The organism is Shewanella sp. HL-SH5 (assembly GCF_051163755.1).
GTDB classification, from domain to species: domain Bacteria; phylum Pseudomonadota; class Gammaproteobacteria; order Enterobacterales; family Shewanellaceae; genus Shewanella; species Shewanella glacialimarina.
Map to the genome: position 1 here is coordinate 1,609,945 of NZ_CP195038.1, position 21,321 is coordinate 1,631,265.

The following is a 21,321-nucleotide window of genomic DNA, read 5'->3' on the forward strand; positions in this document are numbered from 1 at the left end:
TGATGACTTTTATATACACAATTTCCGCGGTCGTCTTGAGAGGTTTATATAATGGGTAAGTGGTTTAAATCAGGCTCACCATGGATTTGGATGACAGGTGGCGCAGTAAGTATCAGTTTGATTGCCGTAATTGGCTTATTACTTCTGATTGCTTGGCGTGGCTTAAGTTACTTTTGGCCTGCTGAGGTTTATCAGTGGGAATTACAGGATCAAAAAGGCATTAAAAGTACCCTTATTGGCGAAATTTATGACCGAGAAGAAGTCCCCACTGAACGCTTAATATCAGCTGGGCACCAATTTAATCAACATCCTGGAGAGTTTGTGACGCGTTACTTGGTGAAAACCGGTAACCGTGAATTTGTTGGTTTAGATTTTAGATGGATATTAGCGACAGACATAGTGAGTCGCAGCACGCCATTAGATGTCGCAAAATTTGAGCGTACTAAAAATGGTAACTTTTACGGTTATCCTATTGCGGTTATCGAAGATGGTAAGCGCCTAGCGCTTGAAGGTGGCGCGCTTGAAACGTCATTGATTGATCACATCAACCGTGCGGTTGATATTGGTGACGAAGCATTAACGTTACAAAAAAGTGATATAGGTACAATTAACTATGAAATTGAACGCTTACGTTTAAAAGAGCGTAAGTACGAGTTAGAAGGTAAGTTGACCGCAGCAACCAAAGCAGAAATTGAGGCTGACATTTATCAACTTAACCAAGATTACTTAGTCCTTGAAAAGTCACTTTTTGCATTACGTGACAAAGCGGCACGGGATTCGGTAATTATTCGCGATATGCGCGGCGAAGAAGTGACCTTAAAGCTAGACAGTATTCTTGATGTTAACTATGTTAACCACATGAGTTTTATTGGTAAAATTGGACACTGGTTTATTGGTATGGGGCGTTTTGTTAGTGACGACCCACGCGAAGCAAATACCGAAGGCGGAGTATTTCCAGCCATATTTGGTACCGTGTTTATGGTTATGCTGATGGCTGTTATAGTGACTCCATTTGGTGTGGTTGCAGCGATATACTTACACGAATACGCTAAAAAAGGCCCAATCACTAAGATGATCCGCATAGCGGTGATTAACTTAGCTGGCGTGCCATCTATTGTTTACGGTGTGTTCGGTTTAGGCTTCTTTGTGTATATGTTAGGTGGCTCACTTGACCAATTGTTTTACCCAGAAGCATTACCAGCGCCAACATTTGGATCGCCAGGGGTAATTTGGTCTGCACTGACTTTAGCTATTTTAACCTTACCCGTAGTGATTGTATCAACAGAAGAAGGTTTAAGCCGTATTCCAAGTGCTGTGCGTCAAGGCAGTTTAGCGTTAGGGGCGACGAAAGCCGAAACCCTATGGCGGATTGTTATTCCAATGGCGAGTCCCGCTATTATGACTGGGTTAATTTTAGCTGTTGCGCGCGCCGCCGGTGAGGTTGCTCCTTTAATGTTAGTGGGTGTTGTGAAACTTGCCCCAACACTGCCAATAGATATGAACTTTCCATTTGTGCATTTAGAGCGAAAGTTTATGCACTTAGGCTTCCATATTTATGACGTAGGCTTCCAAAGCCCTAACGTTGAGGCAGCGCGTCCTTTGGTTTACGCTACCTCGTTTTTATTAGTCTCGGTAATTGTCGCGTTAAATTTAACCGCCATTAGCGTGCGTAACCATTTACGTGAAAAATTCCGTTCGCTAGAACACTAATAGCGATATCCTGAGGGAAAATTAAAATGATTTCGATTGATCGTACAAACATGCAAACTGAAACGGTAGATTTAGCTAACTTAACTGCAGAGGATACCGCTTTAGAAATTCGTAACCTAGATTTACGTTACGCAGAAAAGCAGGCGCTATTTAATGTGTCGATGAAAATACCTAAAAAGCAGGTTACAGCCTTTATTGGTCCAAGTGGTTGTGGTAAATCGACCTTACTGCGTTGTATTAATCGCATGAATGACTTAGTGGATATCTGTAAAATAGAAGGTGAAATTTTACTGCACGGTCAAAATATTTATGACAAAAAAGTTGATGTGGCAGCGCTAAGACGTAATGTTGGTATGGTTTTCCAGCGTCCGAACCCGTTTCCTAAATCAATTTATGAAAACGTCGTATATGGCCTGCGCTTGCAAGGGTTGAATAATCGTCGTGAACTTGATGAAGCGGCAGAGCGTTCATTACGTGGTGCAGCTATTTGGGATGAAGTAAAAGATCGTTTGCATGACAATGCTTTTGGTTTATCAGGTGGTCAGCAGCAACGTTTAGTTATTGCCCGTGCCATTGCCATTGAGCCAGAAGTGTTGTTACTCGATGAGCCAACATCGGCACTTGACCCTATTTCAACCTTAACGATTGAAGAGTTGATCACTGAGCTGAAGCAAAAATATACCGTAGTGATAGTGACACACAATATGCAACAGGCTGCCCGTGTATCTGATAACACCGCGTTTATGTATATGGGCGAGTTAGTTGAGTATGCTGATACTAATACCATATTTACTACGCCCCAAAAACGTAAAACAGAAGATTATATCACCGGTCGTTACGGTTAATTGTTACTCACTAATGACACTGCCAAGCCTAATACTCGATATCGTAGGCTTAGAGTGCAATTGAAAAGATTAGCGTAAAGTTCAAAAATTAGCTTAGGGTTGAATAAAATGGAAAAAGTAAATTTAAACAAGCATATCTCAGGTCAATTTAACGCAGAACTTGATGATATTCGTAATCGCGTGCTGGCAATGGGTGGCTTGGTAGAGCGCCAACTAGAGCAGGCATTAGATGCTTTAGCTGGCCTAGATGCCGAATTGGCTAAAACGGTTATCGAAGGCGATCATAAAGTTAACGGTATGGAAGTGGCGATTGACGAGGAATGTACTCGTATCATTGCCAAGCGTCAGCCAGCAGCTAGCGATTTGCGTTTAATACTTGCTATTTCTAAAACCATTACTGATTTAGAACGCATTGGCGATGCCTGTGTACGTATTGCTAAAGCGGCAGTGGACAAACGCGCTAAAAGCCAAGAGCCATTATTGGTTAGCATTGAAAGTATGGGGCGTCATGCAACGCGTACTTTACATGCTACATTGGATGCATTAGCGCGTATGGATGCCGAGCAAGCCTTAGAGTTGCATAAAGAAGATGCTAAATTAGACAAAGAATATGAAGGTATTATTCGTCAATTAATGACTTACATGATGGAAGACCCGCGTTCAATACCGGGTGTACTTGATGTGTTATGGGCTGCGCGTGCTGTAGAGCGAGTTGGCGACCGTTGTAAAAATATCTGTGAGTACATTATTTACTATGTTAAGGGTAAAGATGTTCGTCACACCTCATATGAAGATATGGAAAAAGACTTAAAACTGTAAACCATTTTGTTTGATGGCCTGCATATGTAAATAAACCCTATCTATAATAAAACGCCTTAAGTCATCGCTTAAGGCGTTTTTATTTGCTTTAATAGCCAGAATATTGGCAACGAAAATTAATTATTCACACTATGAAAAACACATTAGCACGCGGACTGACCAACTTATTACCTATGGTGTTATCTATATGGTTATTCTGGTCATTATTTATCTCACTGGATGGACTTGGTAAGCTATTACTCAGCCTGCTAGGTTTTACAGATTTGTTTGTCGGTGCGGGATTTATCCTAGTGGCAATTATTGTGTTTATTGCCGGTCTGTTATTTTCGGTCAGCCCAATAGTGCTACTTTATGGCTGGTTAGAGCGCCAACTAATGAAGTTCCCTTTATTTAAGTCAGTCTATGGCAGCATTCGAGACTTGGCTGGGTTAATGAACCGTGATGGTAATCCTAAGCCGCAACAAACAGTGTTAATCAAACAAGCTAATGGTAGCTATATTGTCGGCTCTATTATGAGCGATAAACCGCCTCAGCCTTTAGCTGATGCTTTGCCGGAAGGTGACTGGGTACCAGTATTATTTCAGCTCAGTTATCAAATGGCAGGGGTAACCACATTGGTTAGGCGTGAAGATTTAATTGAAGTAGATTGGTCATTTGAAGATGCTATGCGGTTTAATTTGACAGCAGGTATTTCAACGACTAAAGCTAATGATGTCGCAAAACAACAAGAGAGCAACCAATGAAGGATGCCCTAGTTAGATTATTTATTTCATTTCAAGCGTATAGAAGTTGTCAAAAAAAGCTAAAGTCGCTGTTATGCCTGTTTATTCTGGGTTTTACTCCCCAAGTATTGAGTGACGATACTACTAATCATTTTGTGGGTGTTGCTGACTCATCAATTCAAAATATTGGCAGAGTAGTATTAGATCAGATTTGTTTTATCCAGCAGTTACATTGTAATATTGAAATGTTACCCGCTCCGCGTGCTGAACGGAATATGCGTGAGGGGTTAGTCAACGGTGAAATTATGCGAGTTTGGCGTTATGGTGAAGATAACCCGGATTTTATTAGGGTACCAACGGCATATTATGAAATAAAAACTGCTTTTTTTACCCGTAAAGATACTCAGTATAAAATCGCATCTGTTGCCGATATTATTGATTTAAATGTAGGGGTATTAACCGGGGTAAAGCATACACAAAACTTAGGGCTTGATCCTAAAAAGGTATTCTACTCTACTACAACTGAAAAAATGATGGATTTATTGGACAAGAAAAGAGTTGATGTGGTCATTGCCAGTTATATGGATGGCATGGCCACTATCAATAAAATGCACGCAAATAATTTAATCGTGCAATCAGCAACCATAAAAACGCAACCTGTTTATGTATATATTCATCCGAACAAAAAAGAGCTTGTGCCTATTATCGATAACGGCATTAAGAACTTAGTTAAGTCGGGTAAGTTACACCTGATAATTGCCGATGCTGAGAAAAACGTATTAGATTAATATTAAATACGCAGCGATGATGTTAAAAAGGCGACTAGGCCTTTTTAACATTTAGCCAAATTAAAACGTTAGTTCCTGCCTGCCATTACACCGCCATCAATATCCCAAATCGCTCCGGTTACCCAAGTTGATTGATCCCCAAGTAAGAAACAAACCGTGTTGGCAATATCTGTCGCGGTGCCAATTCTACCAATAGGATGAAATGCATCGAAAGAAGCCAGCACGCTGTCCATGTCTTTTTCGTCGATAAATGCGCCATATATTGGGGTGTTAACCACCGCAGGCGCTACCGCATTAACCCGGATGTTATATTCAGCTAATTCCATTGCCATATGCTGGGTAAGTGAATGAAGCCCAGCCTTAGCCATCGAATATGCAGATGATGGCGTCGCCTTAATCGCTTGATGTGCCCACATAGAGCCAATATTGACCACGGAGCCTCCACCATGATGACGCATATTATTGGCAACCGCCTGGGAGATAAAAAAGGTCGCACGATTTAAATCAGCATAAATATCAAAATCTTCCACTTTGTGGTCTAAAAATGGGGTAGGGTTAAAATAACCTGCAGCATTGACAAGATATTTAATGTGGCGAGTCGATTGATTAATCGTGCTAATTAGCCGTTCTACATCTGCAGCTGAGTAAAGGTCCGCTTCAATTGATTCAACCTTCGCCGCGCCCGCTAACATCTGTTTTGCTTGGGCTAACTTGTCAGCATCACGGCCAATAATAATCACATCAACACCTTGTTGGTGAAGTTGCTTCGCTGTCTCCAGTCCCATGCCGCTTGAACCGCCTATAATCATTGCCACTTGTGTTGGTATCATAATTTTCTCAACTTGTTTGTAAGGTGTGGACACATATTACAAAAGCCGTTAGCCTATTGAAAAGTAGGCACAATCAAGTGTAGTAGGTACATATTGGTACGTTTTAATGAAAACTAACGAAAAAAAATATTTAAAGAAGTCAGCTCCCGAGCGAAGTGCCCGAATGGTAGAGACAATTTATGGCTGTAAATGGTCATTAACCGTGTATCAATTATTGTCTGATGGTATTAATCGGCCAGGGGCAATGGTGCGGTCGGTGGATGGATTAACCACTAAAGTGCTGAACACTTGCCTGCAGAAAAACACCAAATTTGGTATTTTAAAAAGAGTCACCTTTAACGAAGTGCCACCTAGGGTGGAATATAACGTCACCGAATTTGGTGAGAAATTTATTCGCATACTCGACGAGCTTGAAAAACTACAAGTTGAAATATCCAATGATTTTGATACAACAATTGAGATTGATGATAACGATAACGAAATAGCTAACGACTAGTCATTTTGCATAACAAATAGACATTTAAAATAGGACTAAACACGGACGTTAATGTATTTAACAGGACGTAAATCACAGAGAATAAATGTCGCTCTTCGAAGTGAATTCAGGGATAGTGCAATTAATAGTGCAATTAATAGAGCTTCCACTTTGCAAAAATGAGCATTAAAAATAGTGTTAATGCTCATATCAAAGCCAGTTAGCCTTTTGATTTACAATATTGATCTAAATATTGTTTATGAGTTGGTAACGACTGAACGGTTTGTGAAATGGAATTTTTGATCCCATTCATAAACATATCTTGTTCTTTATCAGACATCATATCCGCTATAGGGTGGTGCATTTGAGGGGATAAACCTTGACCTTGCATTACTTGAATCCAAGAGTTTTCTGCAAATAAGTCCCAAGGAGCCTTGAATACATAGCCATGGTCTTTGAATAGTTCAAGTCGATGTGTTAATGAACTTGGAACCTCCATTTTGCTGCAATAACGCCAGAAGTTTGAATCATTTCTGTTGGTGAGATGATAATGCAGAATGATAAAATCCCGAATATATTGAACTTCTTCTTTGGCTTGGAAATTATATTCATTTATTACACTGTCAGTAATGCCTGTTTTTGGGAACATTTGCATCAATCTAATGATACCGCGTTGAATTAAATGAATACTTGTTGATTCTAAGGGCTCAATAAATCCACTAGATAAACCTAATGCAACACAGTTTTTATTCCAATGCTTTCTACGTTGGCCTGGGGAAAATTTAATAAAAAGTGGTTTTTTTAATATTTTCCCTTCAACATTGTTACGTAATAATTGTTCAGCATCTTCATCATTTAAATACTTGCTACAGTAAACAAGCCCATTACCCGTTCTATGTTGTAACGGTATACGCCATTGCCATCCAGACTCATGAGCAATGCAACGAGTATAAGGTTTAGGGTCTTCAATACTTTCTGTTTGAACGGCTACAGCACGGTCGCAGGGTAACCAATGTGACCAATCTTCGTAGCCGGTATGCAAAGCCTGCTCAATCAAAACACCTCTGAAGCCGGTACAATCAATAAATAAATCACCTTCTATAATGTGTCCAGAAGTCAATCTTAACGAGGTGATAAAGCCAGACTCTTCATCGATATTAACTTTATCAATAGTACCTTCTATTCTTGTTACACCGTGCTGTTCCGATATAGTGCGTAAAAACCGTGCGTACAAAGTCGAATCTATATGGTAGGCATACTTCAAACCACTATCAGGTAAATGGGCAAATTTTTGATTCATTCCCGCCTGAAGCTCTAAACAGTAGTCTTCATAGTTTGCCTGATAACCTTCCTGCTTGCTGCGATTATAAAATTGTAAAAAAGTCGTTGCCCAGCAATCTCTGCCAGTGGTACCGAAAGAATGGAAATATTCGCTGCTAGTGTCTTTCCAATTTTCAAAATTGATACCCAGTTTAAATGTGGCGTTGACACTACTCATAAATTCCGCTTCATTAATTTTTAACATTTTATGAAACGTGACTAAGGGCGGAATTGTTGCTTCACCAACACCAATAGTAGAAATTTCATCTGATTCTACTAGTGTAATATTCAGTTTATTACCAATAAGTTTTGCTAGTGCTGTTGCTGCCATCCAACCTGCGGTTCCTCCGCCTGCAATTACAACATTTTTTACAGCTGATAAATTATTCATTTATTCATTATCCTTTCTAATATCGTAAACGTTTAATTAGGTAGTCTTTAAAATTTCTAAGTGTTGTTTCACTTTGCGGATTAAGCATACCTTTAGCATGTTCTGGAATATGGTCGAGAGGCTGAGCATCGAAGATATAGTGGTTAAACAGGTTTAACCACATTCGCTTCTTTTCTTCCGGTAAATGTCTTAATGCCATTACTGCATAAAGCAAAGCATTACCTGACTCGTCGGTAGCATAATCGGTTGCTGACCACCAAAAGGTCGCTAATAAATTTAAATGGGATAAGCCTTCTACATGATGCCACCACATGCTGGGTAAAAATAATGCATCCCCAGCTTCTAGTTCTGCCACTTGAGCATGTTGCAGGGCATCTTGAAATTTAGGGTATTTTTTAAAGTCTGGCTTTGTTATGTCTACTAGACTAATTGATTGTCCCGCAGGGGTAAAATCAAGCGGTCCAATATAAAGATTTTCAAGTTGTTCTGGCGGAAATAAAGTAAATCGTCTCTTACCGTATACGTTACATGCAATATTATGAGGTACATCATAATGAGCCGGTATAGTACTTTGATTGCCCATCCAGAAGTTCATTGTTGGAGATTTGCCCTCTATATGGATATCATTTTCATTTCTTAAGCTCGAAAAATAGTTATCAACAGATGTTGTGCCCATATAGTATAACGGCGGTTTTTCATTCCCCTTAGACTGAGCAATATGCTTAAACAATTCGGTTAATGACATTTTGTACGCTTTGCAATTTAACGCGGTAAACTCATCATTGTAAAAAATTCGACCATTGATATCTGGGGATCCATGACCAACGGTGAGTGCTAAATTGTTAGCATACTTTAATAAATAGTCTTTTAAAGTATCTTCAGACTCATGCCCTTTTTTGACTATAGGCCATTGGTTAATGAAGCCCTTGAGTATCAGAGGTTGTTTAGAATTAACTACAAAAGAAGGGACATCAGAAGCAGATATGCCCTCTACAGTGACCACTTTTTTCAGCGTATCTAACATGTCAATCCTCTATTTTGTTTGTAATCTCTGATTTTTTCTTTTTATCAACTCGCTCATATTTAGCATAGACGCACTAGCCATATAAAGAGGTTTTAAAAAACCTTTCTGGTTTAGTTCAAAAAGTTGCTGGGAAGACAAATTGCTTAAAGTATCTTCGTTTACGGTATAGAAACCAGACAATCTATTGCTACTTTGGTCATTCAATTTGATATCGAAAACAAACTTTTCAAGTAAATTAAATTGGTTTAATAAATGGAAAAATTGTTTACTATCTTCGAATCCTTGGTCTATTTCCCCTAAAATATTACCTATATGTTCTATAAATGGTGTGTTTTGACCATACTGAGTAAATATATTTTCACCTTCGTGTTCATTTAATCTTGGGCTATCAGCATCAAGGTGGATGACTTTTTGTTTTTGAATCTGACCATTTATTTCTTGATTTTGATAACCAATTAAAAATGGTTGCGCCTTAATAGTATGTGGAACATAGCCGCAATCCCAATTTTCATCTGGTGAAAGAAATAGATTTTCTTTTTTCTCTAAACCTAATAATGCGAATGCTTGAAACTCTTCGGTTGATTCGTTCTTATAAAAGACAATGGGATAGTAAGACTGAATAGCGTAAAACTCACTAGGGAAAGTGAGTGTAAGCATTACATTATCACCTAAATCTGAACTTCTTTTGGTGTGAACCTTTAAGTTTTTATGTTGCTCATTATTTAACATTTGGTGGTTTGACATAATTTATCTCTTATAATTTAAATTCATTAATATGAAATAATGTAAAATTTTGCACTTGTTTTTATTATTAAAAAACCGCCAGAAGGCGGTTTTTTAAATATAGCTCACTTTTAGAAAGTGTAGCGTGCGCCAATGTTGTAACGAGCACCTGACTGAATAGCATTCAGTAATTCACTGCTGTGACGGCTATACATACGCTGTGTTTCATCAGTAATGTTTATGCCTTCAGCAAAAATGATGAAGTTTTCAGTTATGTTATAACTAGCATTGATATCGATTTGCGAATAAGCCTCACTAATACGTGGATTATTAAGGTTGTTATTGGTTGAGACTAAGAACTCGTCTCGCCAGTTGTAAGCGACACGAAGTGAAAACCCATAGTTTTCATAGAAAGCCACAACGTTTGCAGTATCACTTAAACCAGGTAGTGCAAACTGGCTATCAAATACATTAGGGTCATACTCTGCATCACTAGATACAAAAGTATAGTTGGCTTGCATACCCAAACCCATTTCTAATGTATGTTGGAAAGCAAGTTCAATACCATCAATTGAAGCATCACGCTCGTTAAATGGTTTGGTAATGTCGAAATCAATTAGGCTATCTTCAGCCGTTGAGTGGATATTACCTGTTGGATTTCCGTTTGAGTCTGCACCCGTGACTGTACTAGATTCTGGATAGTTTTCGAAAATGTATTGTCTAATTGCTGCGTTATCACTGCTTCCAACCGCAGCAAGGGCTTCTGCATAACGAGGGCCGTTAGTTGGATTTCTTAAATCAAACAAATTACCCTTGGTTGTACGAGTACCAATAAAGTTTTCAATGTCTTTTTTGAAGTATCCAGCAGATGCGTAGCTCGCAGGAGCAAAATACCATTCTAGGGAAAAGTCAAAGTTTGTCGATTCATAAGGCACTAACCCTGGATCACCACTGTTTGCTGTAGCAAATCCTTGTCTTACTTCACCAATACCTACACCACCACGAATGTGATTGTAAGTTGGTCTTGAAAGGGTTTTTCCGATTGATGCTCTTGCAATTAAATCATCAGTAATACCTAAGCTAGCATCAATATTAGGTAAAAAGTTGTCGTAACTACCGTTGAAATCGGTAAATGCACTTTCACCAGTATCTATGGTTGCAAATTCATTATTAGAAACCCAATCAATGCCTGTATATGCTGGCACCATAGCACTCGCATTAACATCTGTATCTTCATATCGGAAACCGACAGAGACATTTAACGGCATATTTGAAATATCAAATTCCATGTTAACTTGAGCAAAAATAGCCTGATATTGTTCAGCTATCATTTCATCTCTTGTCCAGTTGTCATTGACACAGAAACGATCGCTACAAGGCCATACACCAGGTGATACTTGATTACCGCTATTATCAGGCGCTGCATAAGAAGCGATTTCGCTTGCTGCGTCTGCAAAACTAAATTTGTAGAACAGGTCGAAAAGATTTATCTGGTCACCAGCAGCATTTTGGCCAGTTGTTGGCAGGTCACTTAATTGACCTGAGCTACTGCCTGGTGTAAATAGGCTATCACTAACATCATCAACACTGCCTTCGCCGCCCCAAGTATCACGTTGAGCCGTCATAATAGATGCTCTGACATCATTATCAGTTTTCGATACACCAAAATCGACACTAGTAATGAAGCCATCATCAAATACGTATTTACCACGTAGTTGGATTTGGTCTAAATCATTAGTAAACTGACTGTTTCTTAATGAGCTACCGGTAGCAATTAGTTCAGATGGAGCACCAGTTAAGCCATCTAATTGCGCGATAGACATAACAGGGAAGTCTGATCTGAAGTCAATTGTGGTACTTTGACGTGAGTTAACAGCATATTCGATTACAGAGCTGTTGCCGTATGGGCTATCTGCTTTTGAGGTGGCTGAAGAGTTATGGTAATCCAGTTCTAGGGTTAGATTATCGTTAACATCCCACGCTAAATTAACACCGATTGAATCATTTTTGTTCTTTTGGCCAGATTCAGAAGTAGAAAAAGATAAATCAGGACCCGCACCAGAATGCCATACAAGTGGTGAATGATTTGGGCCATCGGTAAATTTATTTAAATTACCGTCAATCGTTTCGCCTTCCCAGAACCATGCACCGATACCGTTTGAGGTCGATGAAACGGTTTGCTGTGACATTGTATAATCAGCTGTAAGTGTTAGGTCATCTGTTGGTGCGTATTGAAAAACAACCTGACCGTTATCTCTTTTGCGTTCAAATTCGGTAAAGTTATAACGGAACTGTTGTGGGCGGTTAAAGGTATCACCCTCATCCCAATCAGTATTATTGACACCACCGTTCCAACCATCAACTGGAGCGATGGCTTGAGTGTGCCATTGAGGAACAACGGCTTCTTTTGTGGCACCATTTCTGTCTTGGTGACTAAATGAAATGCCAATACCAATGGTGTCATCAGCAAAGGTATTACTGTAGATACCAGACAGTTCAGGGGTAATGTTATCACCTTCATCAGTCGACTGGTCCATTACTCCTTTAACACCAAAAGAAGCTTGTTGCCCTGGATTATCTAATGGTTTTGCTGTTTGGATATTAACGGTAGCGCCAATACCACCGCTTGAAACATCGGCTTTTGCTGTTTTATAAACTTCAACACCACTGATTGCTTCTGAAGCAATATTAGCAAAGTCAAATGAACGTGAGCTGCTTGTTGTGGTTGCTTCTAAGTTGGACGACGGCATTTGACGTCCATTTAATGTCACTAGGTTAAAATCTGGCCCTAAACCACGAACGGTAATTTTAGACCCTTCGCCGTTTGAACGGTCGATTGATACACCTGATATACGCTGTAATGATTCGGCTAAGTTAGTGTCTGGGAATTTACCCATGTCTTCAGCACTAATGGCATCAACTACACCCTGAGAGCTTCGTTTAATGTCCATTGACTTAATTAAGCTACCACGTATGCCTTTAACCTGAACCACTTCAATATTTTCTTCAGCGGCTTCATCAGCAGCGTGAGCTGGCATCATTGAACTGAGCCCAAGCACAAGTGATAGGCTTGTTGCTAGCTTAGTTTTGGTAAATGTTCTTGTTTTCATCTAGGAAATCCCCATTGACTAGATTTTACTATTTTATAGTTTGCCCTTGAATAAAGTGCAAATCGATTTGTAATTCTCTATTAGCGTCACAGTGTTGTTGATAGTCATGTAAGCGCTTACATAAAACTAGATTAATTTGTAACCTGAGTCAATATAAATGGTAATTAAAATCAACATTTCATTAACTTTTGTGAGGTGTTATGTAGGCTTTTTCTATAGGTTGCTGTATTTAATAGTAAATAATTGGTGTGGCTTTAATGTTGTTTTGTAAGCGCTTTCTTTGTGGTGTTGAGGATATGTTCCAAGTAGCAGTAAGCAGAGTTGACTCAGCTGATATGCAAATGGCCATTTACACAAGTTTTAGTTACGTTTAGGATTTTATGAGGACAAAGATTACGTTGCCGTTATTGCTGAGTCTCTAACGAAAAGTGCTGGTGAAAATGAACAATCGACAGTGACCTTGTCATTTTTATAGACATTTTTTAATACCCAAAATGCTGCCATTTTACCCATTTCATCAATCGGGTTACTGACTGTGGTGAGTTTGGGTGATATGTATTGAGGGAAGGGGGTATTGTCGTAACCGATAAATGAGATATCAGCAGGTACGCGAATACCTTTATCTAAACAGATAGCAATCGCACCTGATGCCATTTGGTCACTGGCACACACTACAGCAGTAAATTTTTTATTTAAGCTGAGCAAATGCCTCATCCCATCGCTACCGCCAAATTCACGGAAGTTTCCCTCAAAGCACAAAGCAGGGTCAAACATGACTTTATGCTCTGCTAATGCTCTTTGGTGACCTTGGAGTCTGTCTCTGGCGTCTCGTTTGTACATAGGCCCAGAAATGTAGGCGATATCTTTATGACCTAAAGATAAAATGTATTCTGTTGCCAGATAGCCACCACGTTCATTTTCAAGATAAATACAATTGTCTTTTAACGCTTCTATGTAACGGTTGATCAACACAATAGGGGTTTTTTGTTTATGCAGTTCGATCAGGTATTCATCAGAAACCGCTTCGACATCTAAAATGAGAGCATCGCAGCCTCGACTCAACAAAAACTCGACACTGTCTTTTTCTTGCGCCTCATCAGCGTGCCCTGCGGCAATGATGACGTGTTTATTGGCTGTGCGAAGTGCCGTTTCGATTTCGGTCATCATTGGGCCATAAAATGGACCGTCCAATTGAGACACCAAAACCCCGATACTATTTGAACAACTAGAAGCAAGCGATTGTGCAATAGTATTAGGGCGATAACCTAATGATGCCATAGCATCTAGCACTTTTTGTCGAGTTTTATCACTGACTTTGGTGTTGTTATTCATCACCCGCGATACGGTCGCGAGTGAAACACCTGCCAGTATTGAAACATCGTAAATTGTCGCCATATTTTTGCTTGCTTCTTGTATAAATTAAAATCGGCAGAAGGTTAACATGGTTTCTATTACATTTGGAAATCAAACAAATAAAAACCAAAAATAGTGAAAGTATTTGTGATTAAACTTAACGATAATCACTAGGTTTGCTTATTCAGTTGCAAATGAATTTCATCTACCTTGGCAGAGTCTAATGTATACCAACTCATCACAACGGCAACAAGAATTGAGCCAATAGCAGGAAATAGGGTAAACGACATTAATATACCCTTTAAGGTTTCTGGTGTTTGAGCGGTATCGGCTTGATAGCCATAACCAGACAATAACCAACCAGCAGCAGCGCCGCCAACAGCAACGCCCAACTTAATAAAGAAAATTATCGATGAATAAATCATCCCAGTAATTCTAACGCCGGTTTTATATTGCCCATAATCAACCGCATCTGCCATTTTTGCCCATAAAAGGGGAGTGGCCATGTTGAAGGTAAAACCCCAAGCAATAAACATAATAAAGGCAAGTGTCGTTTGGTCTGCGGTGACAAAATAACTGGCAATACATAAAGCAGCGGCAATAACCTGTAAGCTTATATAGGCCTTAACTTTACAGACTTTTTTGGCTAGCGGCTCTGCTAACATACAACCAAAAATGTTACCCAACATACCTAAGGTAATAAATAAGGTAATAGAATCAGGCATGTTCAAAAAGTATTTAACGTAGTAAATCGCCAAGCTGGTTCTGAGTACCATACCAGAAAGCAAACACACTGAAGCTATTGACAGTATTCGCCATTGATCATTTTTTAACAAATTAGCTAAATCCTGTTTAAAGCTAGATTGCTGATCAATAGGTGGATGTAAACGCTCTTTAGTGCCCCAAAAGCAAGTTAGAAACATCGCTACGCCTAAAATACTCATCGCAGCAATCGTCAGTTGATACCCTTTGGCTTGATCGCCTTGGCCTAAAAACTCGACCAGTGGGAGAGTTAATCCAGATACCAGTAGACCGCCTAACATAGCAAACACAAAGCGATATGATTGCACCGATACACGCTCTTTAGGATCGGCAGTTAACACGCCACCTAACGCACAATAAGGTATGTTGATAGCGGTATAAACCATCATTAATGCCGTGTAAGTGACAAAGGCATAAATCATTTTACCATCTTCAGACAAATCAGGCGTGGTAAATGCCAGCACACTGATCACCCCAAATGGCAACGCAAACCAGAGTAAGTAGGGGCGAAATTTACCCCACTTAGTATTGGTTCTATCTGCTAACGCCCCCATTAAGGGGTCGGTTATCGCATCAATTAAGCGAACAGCTAAAAACATAGTGCCCACAAATGCGGGCGATATACCAAAAATGTCGGTATAAAAAAAGGTGAGAAATAACATCACAGTTTGAAACACAATATTACTGGCAGTATCACCTAATCCGTAGGCAATTTTCTCTTTTATGCTGATCATCCTAGCCTCTTATTATTCTGATTTTATGACGCTTCTAACGAGAACTAATTAAGTCACGGTAGGCTTTACCGCTGGCTTTTATGGTACGTTGTTGAGTGTGATAATCAACATATACAATACCGAATCGTTTTAAATATCCTTCCGCCCACTCGAAATTATCCATCAAGCTCCAGGCGAAATAACCCGCCACATTAACACCCTGGGTTATAGCATTGTTTACTGCATTGAGGTGCGATTGATAATAGTCGATACGATCGACATCATTCACCTGACCGTCAATTAACTTGTCAGGCATGGCTGCGCCGTTTTCGGTTATGTAGATAGGTGGTAAAGGGTAAGTTTGACTCAGCGATACTAATAAATCGGTAAAGGCTTGTGGGTATATTTCCCAGCCCATATCCGTTTTCGGAGCATTGACCATATCGACCTGGGCATAAATGGTTTCTGGATGGGCTTGATATACTGCACGAGTATAGAAATTAATCCCTAAAAAATCGATTTTATGCGCAATGATATCAAAGTCGCCAGCTTCAACCACCGGGCGGACATCATCAGATAAGTCATTGATGATATCCGGATAGCATTTATCAAAAAGCGGCTTGATATACCATTGATTCATATATTCATCGGCTTTTTTGGCTGCGTTAATATCAGCGATGTTATATGAGTGTGGGTAGCAAGGGGTAAAATTAAGTACAATGCCATTAAGAGTATGAGGACTTTGTTTTTGTAGCACTTGCATACCTAAGCCATGCGCTAATAATATATGGTGCGCAGCTTGACGACCATAAGCGACCTTGGCTTTACCTGGTGCATGGATACCAATTTCGTAGCCTAAAAATGCGCTGCAAAAAGGTTCATTAAAGGTGGCATAAGAATGCACTCTGTCGCCCAATGCAGCCACTATTTTGCTCGCATAGTCTTGAAATAAATATGCAGTGCTGCGATTGAGCCAGCCACCGTTGTCTTCAATATGCTGCGGTAAATCCCAGTGATATAAAGTGACATAAGGTTTTATGCCCTTAGCAAGTAAGCTATCTAATAACTGGATATAAAAGTTAACACCCTCTGAGTTCAGGCTGCCGTCTTGCTTTATTACTCGAGGCCATGAAATAGATAAACGATAAGCATCAACCCCCAGTGATTCAATAAGCTCAACATCCTGTTGCCATAGCTTCACATGCTCACATGCTTGCTTTCCATCAGAACCGTCACTAATTTTCCCCGGGGTTGCACAAAATGTATCCCAAATAGAAGGTAAGCGATTGTGTGCGCTGCCTTCAATTTGAAATGAGGCGGTAGCCACTCCAAATGTAAAATCCTTAGAAAGCATAGGTGATGTAGCGGGTAAGGTTATTTTCATATTTCTATTCACTTAGTTTTGTTTGAATTGACCCATGTTATGTCGAAACGAAATTGGCTGAGTAAAGTCTTTAAGTGCGCGTTTGCATCACTTCACGGTTTGTCTTCGTTGTTGACCAATCACGTCAAAAAATGTTTAGTTTGAATCAAAAATCGTTGACATCGGTTATCGTTATGTTAAAAATGAAAGCGCTTACATTGAGACTAGTGATTAATTATCAAAAGGTCAATACAAGTTTTAAGCGTAAAAACGCGATAACTTGTTTTACACACGCTTTTAAACAAACATATAACTATAACAGGTGGAAACATATGGCCGGGGCAACTTCTGATGCATCAATTCAAACTACCGTGGCACAAGATGCACCGCATCAGTCAGGGAATTACCGTTTTGCGTTAATTGCATTAACGTCGTTATTTTTTATGTGGGGATTTTTGACTTGTCTGAATGACATCCTCATTCCATATTTAAAAAACATGTTTGATTTAAGTTATACCCAGGCCATGTTGGTGCAGTTTTGCTTCTTTGGTGCATACTTCATTGTGTCTATTCCTGCAGGTAATCTAGTCGGTAAAATCGGCTATCAAAAAGGTATCATTACCGGTTTAGTTATTGCCTGCATAGGGTGTTTATTATTTTATCCTTCTGCCAGTTTAGCTTCTTACAATATGTTTTTATTTGCTTTTTTTGTGTTGGCATCTGGGATTACTATTTTACAGGTTTCTGCTAATCCGTATGTCAGTACTTTAGGGCCAGCAAATACCGCTTCATCACGTTTAACTATGACCCAAGCATTTAACTCATTGGGGACAACAGTTGCGCCATTCTTTGGCAGTTGGTTAATTCTATCAACTATTGAACATCCAGATTCGGTTACTGAGCTAGATCAAGCTATCGCTACTTTAACGGTTGCTGAGCAAGCCAGTACGGTACAAGTGCCATATTTAATTCTTGCGGCCGCATTATTTCTGCTAGCAATTATTTTTATGTTTTTAAAATTACCCTTGTTAGGTAAAAAAGATCCAAGCGAAAGCCATCAATCTGGCTCTGGTAGCGCATGGCGTTATCCACATTTAGTGTTAGGCGCGGTGGGGATTTTTGTCTACGTGGGGGCAGAGGTGGGTATTGGTAGCTTTTTGATTAACTTCCTAACCCAAGATGAAATTGGTGGGTTAACAGAATCACAGGCGGCTAAATACATAGCTTACTATTTTGGTGGTGCCATGGTTGGACGCTTTATTGGTGCGCTGGTTATGCAGAAGGTTAACGCTGGCAAGGTGTTGGCATTCAACGCTATTTTTGCCTGTGTGCTGGTGGCTACGGCAATATTTTCCGAAGGCACAACTGCTATGTGGGCATTATTGTTAGTCGGGTTATGTAACTCAATTATGTTTCCAACGATATTCAGTTTGGCGTTACAGGATTTAAAACAATATACCAGCCAAGGTTCAGGCATTTTATGTTTAGCCATTGTCGGTGGCGCTGTAGTGCCATTGTTACAAGGGATGTTAGCCGACTCATTTGGTATTCAAGTAGCGTTTGTGTTACCACTGCTTTGTTATGGTTTTATTGGTTATTACGGACTCATTGGCTGTAATGCTAACCGTCCTAACGAGTCAATTTAAAGGATCTTAAAATGTTATTTAACACAACAAAAAATGATTCTGCTGTGCGCCATAGTTTATCCGCAGTGATGCCGTTGAGCCGTACTATGCTAACCTTTTCGACCTTGATGGGTTTGGGGTTAATCGGGTGTCAGCCTCAGGTTGTATCTACTCCGGTAGAGGGTGCTGATAAGACTCTTGCGGTTGTAGTTGATACCTCTGCGGCAAATTTGCAGGCTGTGCCAGCTAAAGATATTAGTCTTTGGCCTCAGCAAGCACCGGCTATAGCGGTTGATCCTATATTAGAGGATAAAATTGCCAAATTATTAGTGACCATGACACTTGAGCAAAAAGTGGCGCAAATGATCCAGCCTGAAATTCGCGATATTACAGTTGAGGATATGCGTAAATATGGTTTTGGCTCATACCTTAATGGCGGTGGTGCTTATCCCAATAACGATAAGCATGCTACGCCAGCTGATTGGATAAAACTGGCTGAAAATTTTTATCAAGCATCGATAGATGATTCTGTTGACGGGATAGCGATTCCGACAATGTGGGGCACTGATGCGGTTCATGGCCATAACAATGTGATTGGTGCGACTTTGTTTCCGCACAACATTGGTTTAGGTGCAGCAGACAATCCAGTGTTAATCGAGAAAATTGCCGCAATTACCGCCAAAGAAGTCATGGTAACGGGCATTGACTGGGTGTTTGCACCTACAGTGGCAGTTGTGCGTGATGACCGATGGGGCCGCACTTATGAGGGATATTCAGAAGACCCTCGTATTGTAAGGGATTATGCCTTTGCGATAGTTGAAGGTCTGCAAGGTGCTGTCAATGGTGACTTTTTAAGTGATCAACATGTGTTGTCAACGGTAAAGCATTTTATCGGTGACGGCGGCACAGAAAAGGGCATAGATCAGGGGGATAATGTTGCTTCCGAGCAAGATTTATATGCTATTCATGCCCAAGGCTATGTCGGTGGTTTATCTGCAGGCGCTCAATCTGTTATGGCTTCATTTAACAGCTGGCACGGCGATAAAATTCACGGCAATCAATACTTACTAACGGATGTACTAAAAGGTCGCTTTGGCTTTGATGGTTTTGTTGTGGGTGATTGGAACGGCCATGGACAAGTGCCTGGTTGTACTAATGAATCATGTGCGCAAGCGGCCAATGCCGGACTGGATATCTTTATGGTGCCAACCGCTGCTTGGAAACCCCTGTATTACAATACAATTGAGCAAGTTAACAGTGGTGAAATTGCCCAGTCTAGAATTGATGATGCAGTGACGCGTATTTTACGGGTTAAATTTCGTGCTGGATTATTTGATAAACCTAGTCCTGCTAAGCGACCACTTTCGGGTAAAACTGAGTTAATTGGTCAAGCCAGTCATCGTGAAGTAGCAAGACAAGCAGTACGTGAATCACTCGTGTTGTTAAAAAATAAACAAAATTTATTGCCATTATCGCCTAAGTTGACCGTATTAGTGGCAGGTGATGCTGCAGATAATATCGGTAAGCAATCAGGTGGTTGGACTATTACTTGGCAAGGTACTGACAATAAAAACAGTGATTTTCCTGGGGCAACGTCTATTTTCGCTGGCATTGATAATGTCATTACGCAAGCTGGCGGCAAAGCGATATTAAGTGTCAATGGTGAGTTTGAATTGGCGCAAAAGCCGGATGTGGCCATAGTGGTGTTTGGTGAAGAGCCTTATGCCGAAGGTAATGGCGACATTGATAATGTAGAATATCAACGCGGTGATAAACGTGATTTAGCATTACTTAAAAAACTTAAAGCACAGGGCATACCTGTGGTGTCGGTGTTTATCAGCGGCCGACCAATGTGGGTTAATGCAGAACTTAATCAGTCGGATGCTTTTGTTGCAGCTTGGTTACCCGGTTCGGAAGGTAATGGCATTGCAGATGTGTTGTTTACTGATGCAGAGGGTAAAGTTAACCATGATTTTGTCGGTAAGTTATCATTTTCATGGCCGGCTAACCCGCAACAAACTTCAGTCAATGTGCCTTTAGAAATGGAAGCATTAGTTGCGTTAAGCAGCAATTATCAACCACTTATTCCCTATGGTTACGGTTTAAGCTATCAATCTGCACCAACAGATGTCATCACCTTAGATAATTTATCAGAAGATAATTTGTCATCAACTCAATCTCTTGAAGATTTAGCGTTATTTGAACGTGCGGTTAAATCGCCATGGTCAATGTTTATTGCTACAGCAACGCAGCGAGAAGGACTCAGCAGCAGTGTGGCTAAAAATAGTGCGCTTAAAATTCGCACCATGGACAGAGTTGTTCAAGAAGATGCCCGTTTAGTGACATTTAATGGTACTGAATTAGGTACAGTGGGTTTACTGAGTAATTTCCCAAGAGATTTTCGTGCCTATAGTAATACTGATTCGGCGTTGTCGTTTAGCATTAAGGTTGACACTGCATTAACTCAACCTTTGTGGCTGGGTATGGCGTGTGAAGGCGATTGTCGTCCTCAGTACGACATTAGCAAGCAAGTGACTGTTGGCGAGTGGAATAATGTCAGTGTGGCATTGAATTGTTTTGCATCTGAGTCAATGGATTTTGGCAAAATTGTATCGCCTTTTTTCCTTGCAACAGACGCTAAGGTTGAACTGAGCTTTAGCGATGTCATTATTCAAGCAAACCATCAACCAAACACTATTCAATGTAATTAATCATTAAGCCACAGTGCGGCTAAGCTTTGCTGATATC

16 protein-coding genes are annotated in these 21,321 nt (G+C 40.1%); 8 read left to right on the plus strand and 8 right to left on the minus strand.

Features of this window, described 5'->3' with window-relative positions:
- The first annotated feature begins 51 nt into the window (after positions 1-51).
- The 5 genes from pstA to ACRWQM_RS06955 all read left to right on the plus strand — a co-directional run bounded on the left by pstA (position 52) and on the right by ACRWQM_RS06955 (position 4,884).
- Complete coding sequence (pstA, locus tag ACRWQM_RS06935) at positions 52-1,710, plus strand: phosphate ABC transporter permease PstA (RefSeq protein WP_434931675.1); 1,659 nt, start codon at positions 52-54, stop codon at positions 1,708-1,710.
- Between the two features lie 26 nt (positions 1,711-1,736).
- Positions 1,737-2,555: a phosphate ABC transporter ATP-binding protein PstB gene (pstB, locus tag ACRWQM_RS06940; RefSeq protein ID WP_434931676.1), complete on the plus strand. Its 819-nt coding sequence runs from the start codon at positions 1,737-1,739 to the stop codon at positions 2,553-2,555.
- A 108-nt stretch (positions 2,556-2,663) separates the two neighbouring features.
- Entirely contained in the window at positions 2,664-3,374 is a 711-nt protein-coding gene (gene phoU / locus ACRWQM_RS06945; RefSeq protein WP_226415065.1) for a phosphate signaling complex protein PhoU, read from the plus strand.
- Between the two features lie 131 nt (positions 3,375-3,505).
- Positions 3,506-4,117, plus strand: a complete 612-nt coding sequence (locus ACRWQM_RS06950; protein ID WP_434926453.1) for a DUF502 domain-containing protein — start codon at positions 3,506-3,508, stop codon at positions 4,115-4,117.
- On the plus strand, positions 4,114-4,884 hold the full coding sequence (locus ACRWQM_RS06955; protein WP_434931677.1) for a substrate-binding periplasmic protein: 771 nt from the start codon (positions 4,114-4,116) through the stop codon (positions 4,882-4,884). Before ACRWQM_RS06950 ends, ACRWQM_RS06955 begins: the two co-directional genes overlap by 4 nt.
- A 68-nt stretch (positions 4,885-4,952) precedes the next feature.
- Here ACRWQM_RS06955 and ACRWQM_RS06960 read toward each other — a convergent pair whose 3' ends face one another.
- The gene (locus ACRWQM_RS06960; RefSeq protein ID WP_434931678.1) at positions 4,953-5,714 is read right to left on the minus strand and encodes an SDR family NAD(P)-dependent oxidoreductase; all 762 of its coding nucleotides are present in this window, start codon (positions 5,712-5,714) and stop codon (positions 4,953-4,955) included.
- Positions 5,715-5,820: 106 nt separating this feature from the next.
- Here ACRWQM_RS06960 and ACRWQM_RS06965 point away from each other — a divergent pair, with 106 nt between their 5' ends.
- Positions 5,821-6,210, plus strand: a complete 390-nt coding sequence (locus ACRWQM_RS06965; RefSeq protein ID WP_226415073.1) for a winged helix-turn-helix transcriptional regulator — start codon at positions 5,821-5,823, stop codon at positions 6,208-6,210.
- A 199-nt stretch (positions 6,211-6,409) separates the two neighbouring features.
- On the opposite strand, the gene ACRWQM_RS06970 is transcribed toward ACRWQM_RS06965, so the two are convergent.
- The 7 genes from ACRWQM_RS06970 to ACRWQM_RS07000 all read right to left on the minus strand — a co-directional run bounded on the left by ACRWQM_RS06970 (position 6,410) and on the right by ACRWQM_RS07000 (position 16,969).
- Positions 6,410-7,900, minus strand: coding sequence for a tryptophan halogenase family protein (locus ACRWQM_RS06970; protein ID WP_434931679.1), 1,491 nt, complete (start codon positions 7,898-7,900; stop codon positions 6,410-6,412).
- A 16-nt stretch (positions 7,901-7,916) separates the two neighbouring features.
- Entirely contained in the window at positions 7,917-8,924 is a 1,008-nt protein-coding gene (locus ACRWQM_RS06975; RefSeq protein WP_434931680.1) for a cupin-like domain-containing protein, read from the minus strand.
- A gap of 9 nt (positions 8,925-8,933) precedes the next feature.
- Positions 8,934-9,668, minus strand: a complete 735-nt coding sequence (locus ACRWQM_RS06980) for a SapC family protein (RefSeq protein WP_434931681.1) — start codon at positions 9,666-9,668, stop codon at positions 8,934-8,936.
- A gap of 110 nt (positions 9,669-9,778) precedes the next feature.
- Positions 9,779-12,757, minus strand: a complete 2,979-nt coding sequence (locus ACRWQM_RS06985) for a TonB-dependent receptor (protein ID WP_434931682.1) — start codon at positions 12,755-12,757, stop codon at positions 9,779-9,781.
- Positions 12,758-13,150: 393 nt separating this feature from the next.
- Positions 13,151-14,152, minus strand: coding sequence for a LacI family DNA-binding transcriptional regulator (locus tag ACRWQM_RS06990; protein ID WP_226415112.1), 1,002 nt, complete (start codon positions 14,150-14,152; stop codon positions 13,151-13,153).
- A 128-nt stretch (positions 14,153-14,280) separates the two neighbouring features.
- On the minus strand, positions 14,281-15,606 hold the full coding sequence (locus tag ACRWQM_RS06995) for a glycoside-pentoside-hexuronide (GPH):cation symporter (protein WP_434931683.1): 1,326 nt from the start codon (positions 15,604-15,606) through the stop codon (positions 14,281-14,283).
- Positions 15,607-15,640: 34 nt separating this feature from the next.
- On the minus strand, positions 15,641-16,969 hold the full coding sequence (locus tag ACRWQM_RS07000; RefSeq protein WP_434931684.1) for a GH1 family beta-glucosidase: 1,329 nt from the start codon (positions 16,967-16,969) through the stop codon (positions 15,641-15,643).
- Between the two features lie 311 nt (positions 16,970-17,280).
- On the opposite strand from ACRWQM_RS07000, the gene fucP reads away from it, so the two are divergent.
- Both fucP and ACRWQM_RS07010 read left to right on the plus strand, forming a co-directional pair.
- Positions 17,281-18,594, plus strand: coding sequence for an L-fucose:H+ symporter permease (fucP, locus tag ACRWQM_RS07005; protein ID WP_434931685.1), 1,314 nt, complete (start codon positions 17,281-17,283; stop codon positions 18,592-18,594).
- Between the two features lie 68 nt (positions 18,595-18,662).
- On the plus strand, positions 18,663-21,284 hold the full coding sequence (locus ACRWQM_RS07010; protein ID WP_434931992.1) for a glycoside hydrolase family 3 protein: 2,622 nt from the start codon (positions 18,663-18,665) through the stop codon (positions 21,282-21,284).
- Positions 21,285-21,321: the final 37 nt, after the last annotated feature.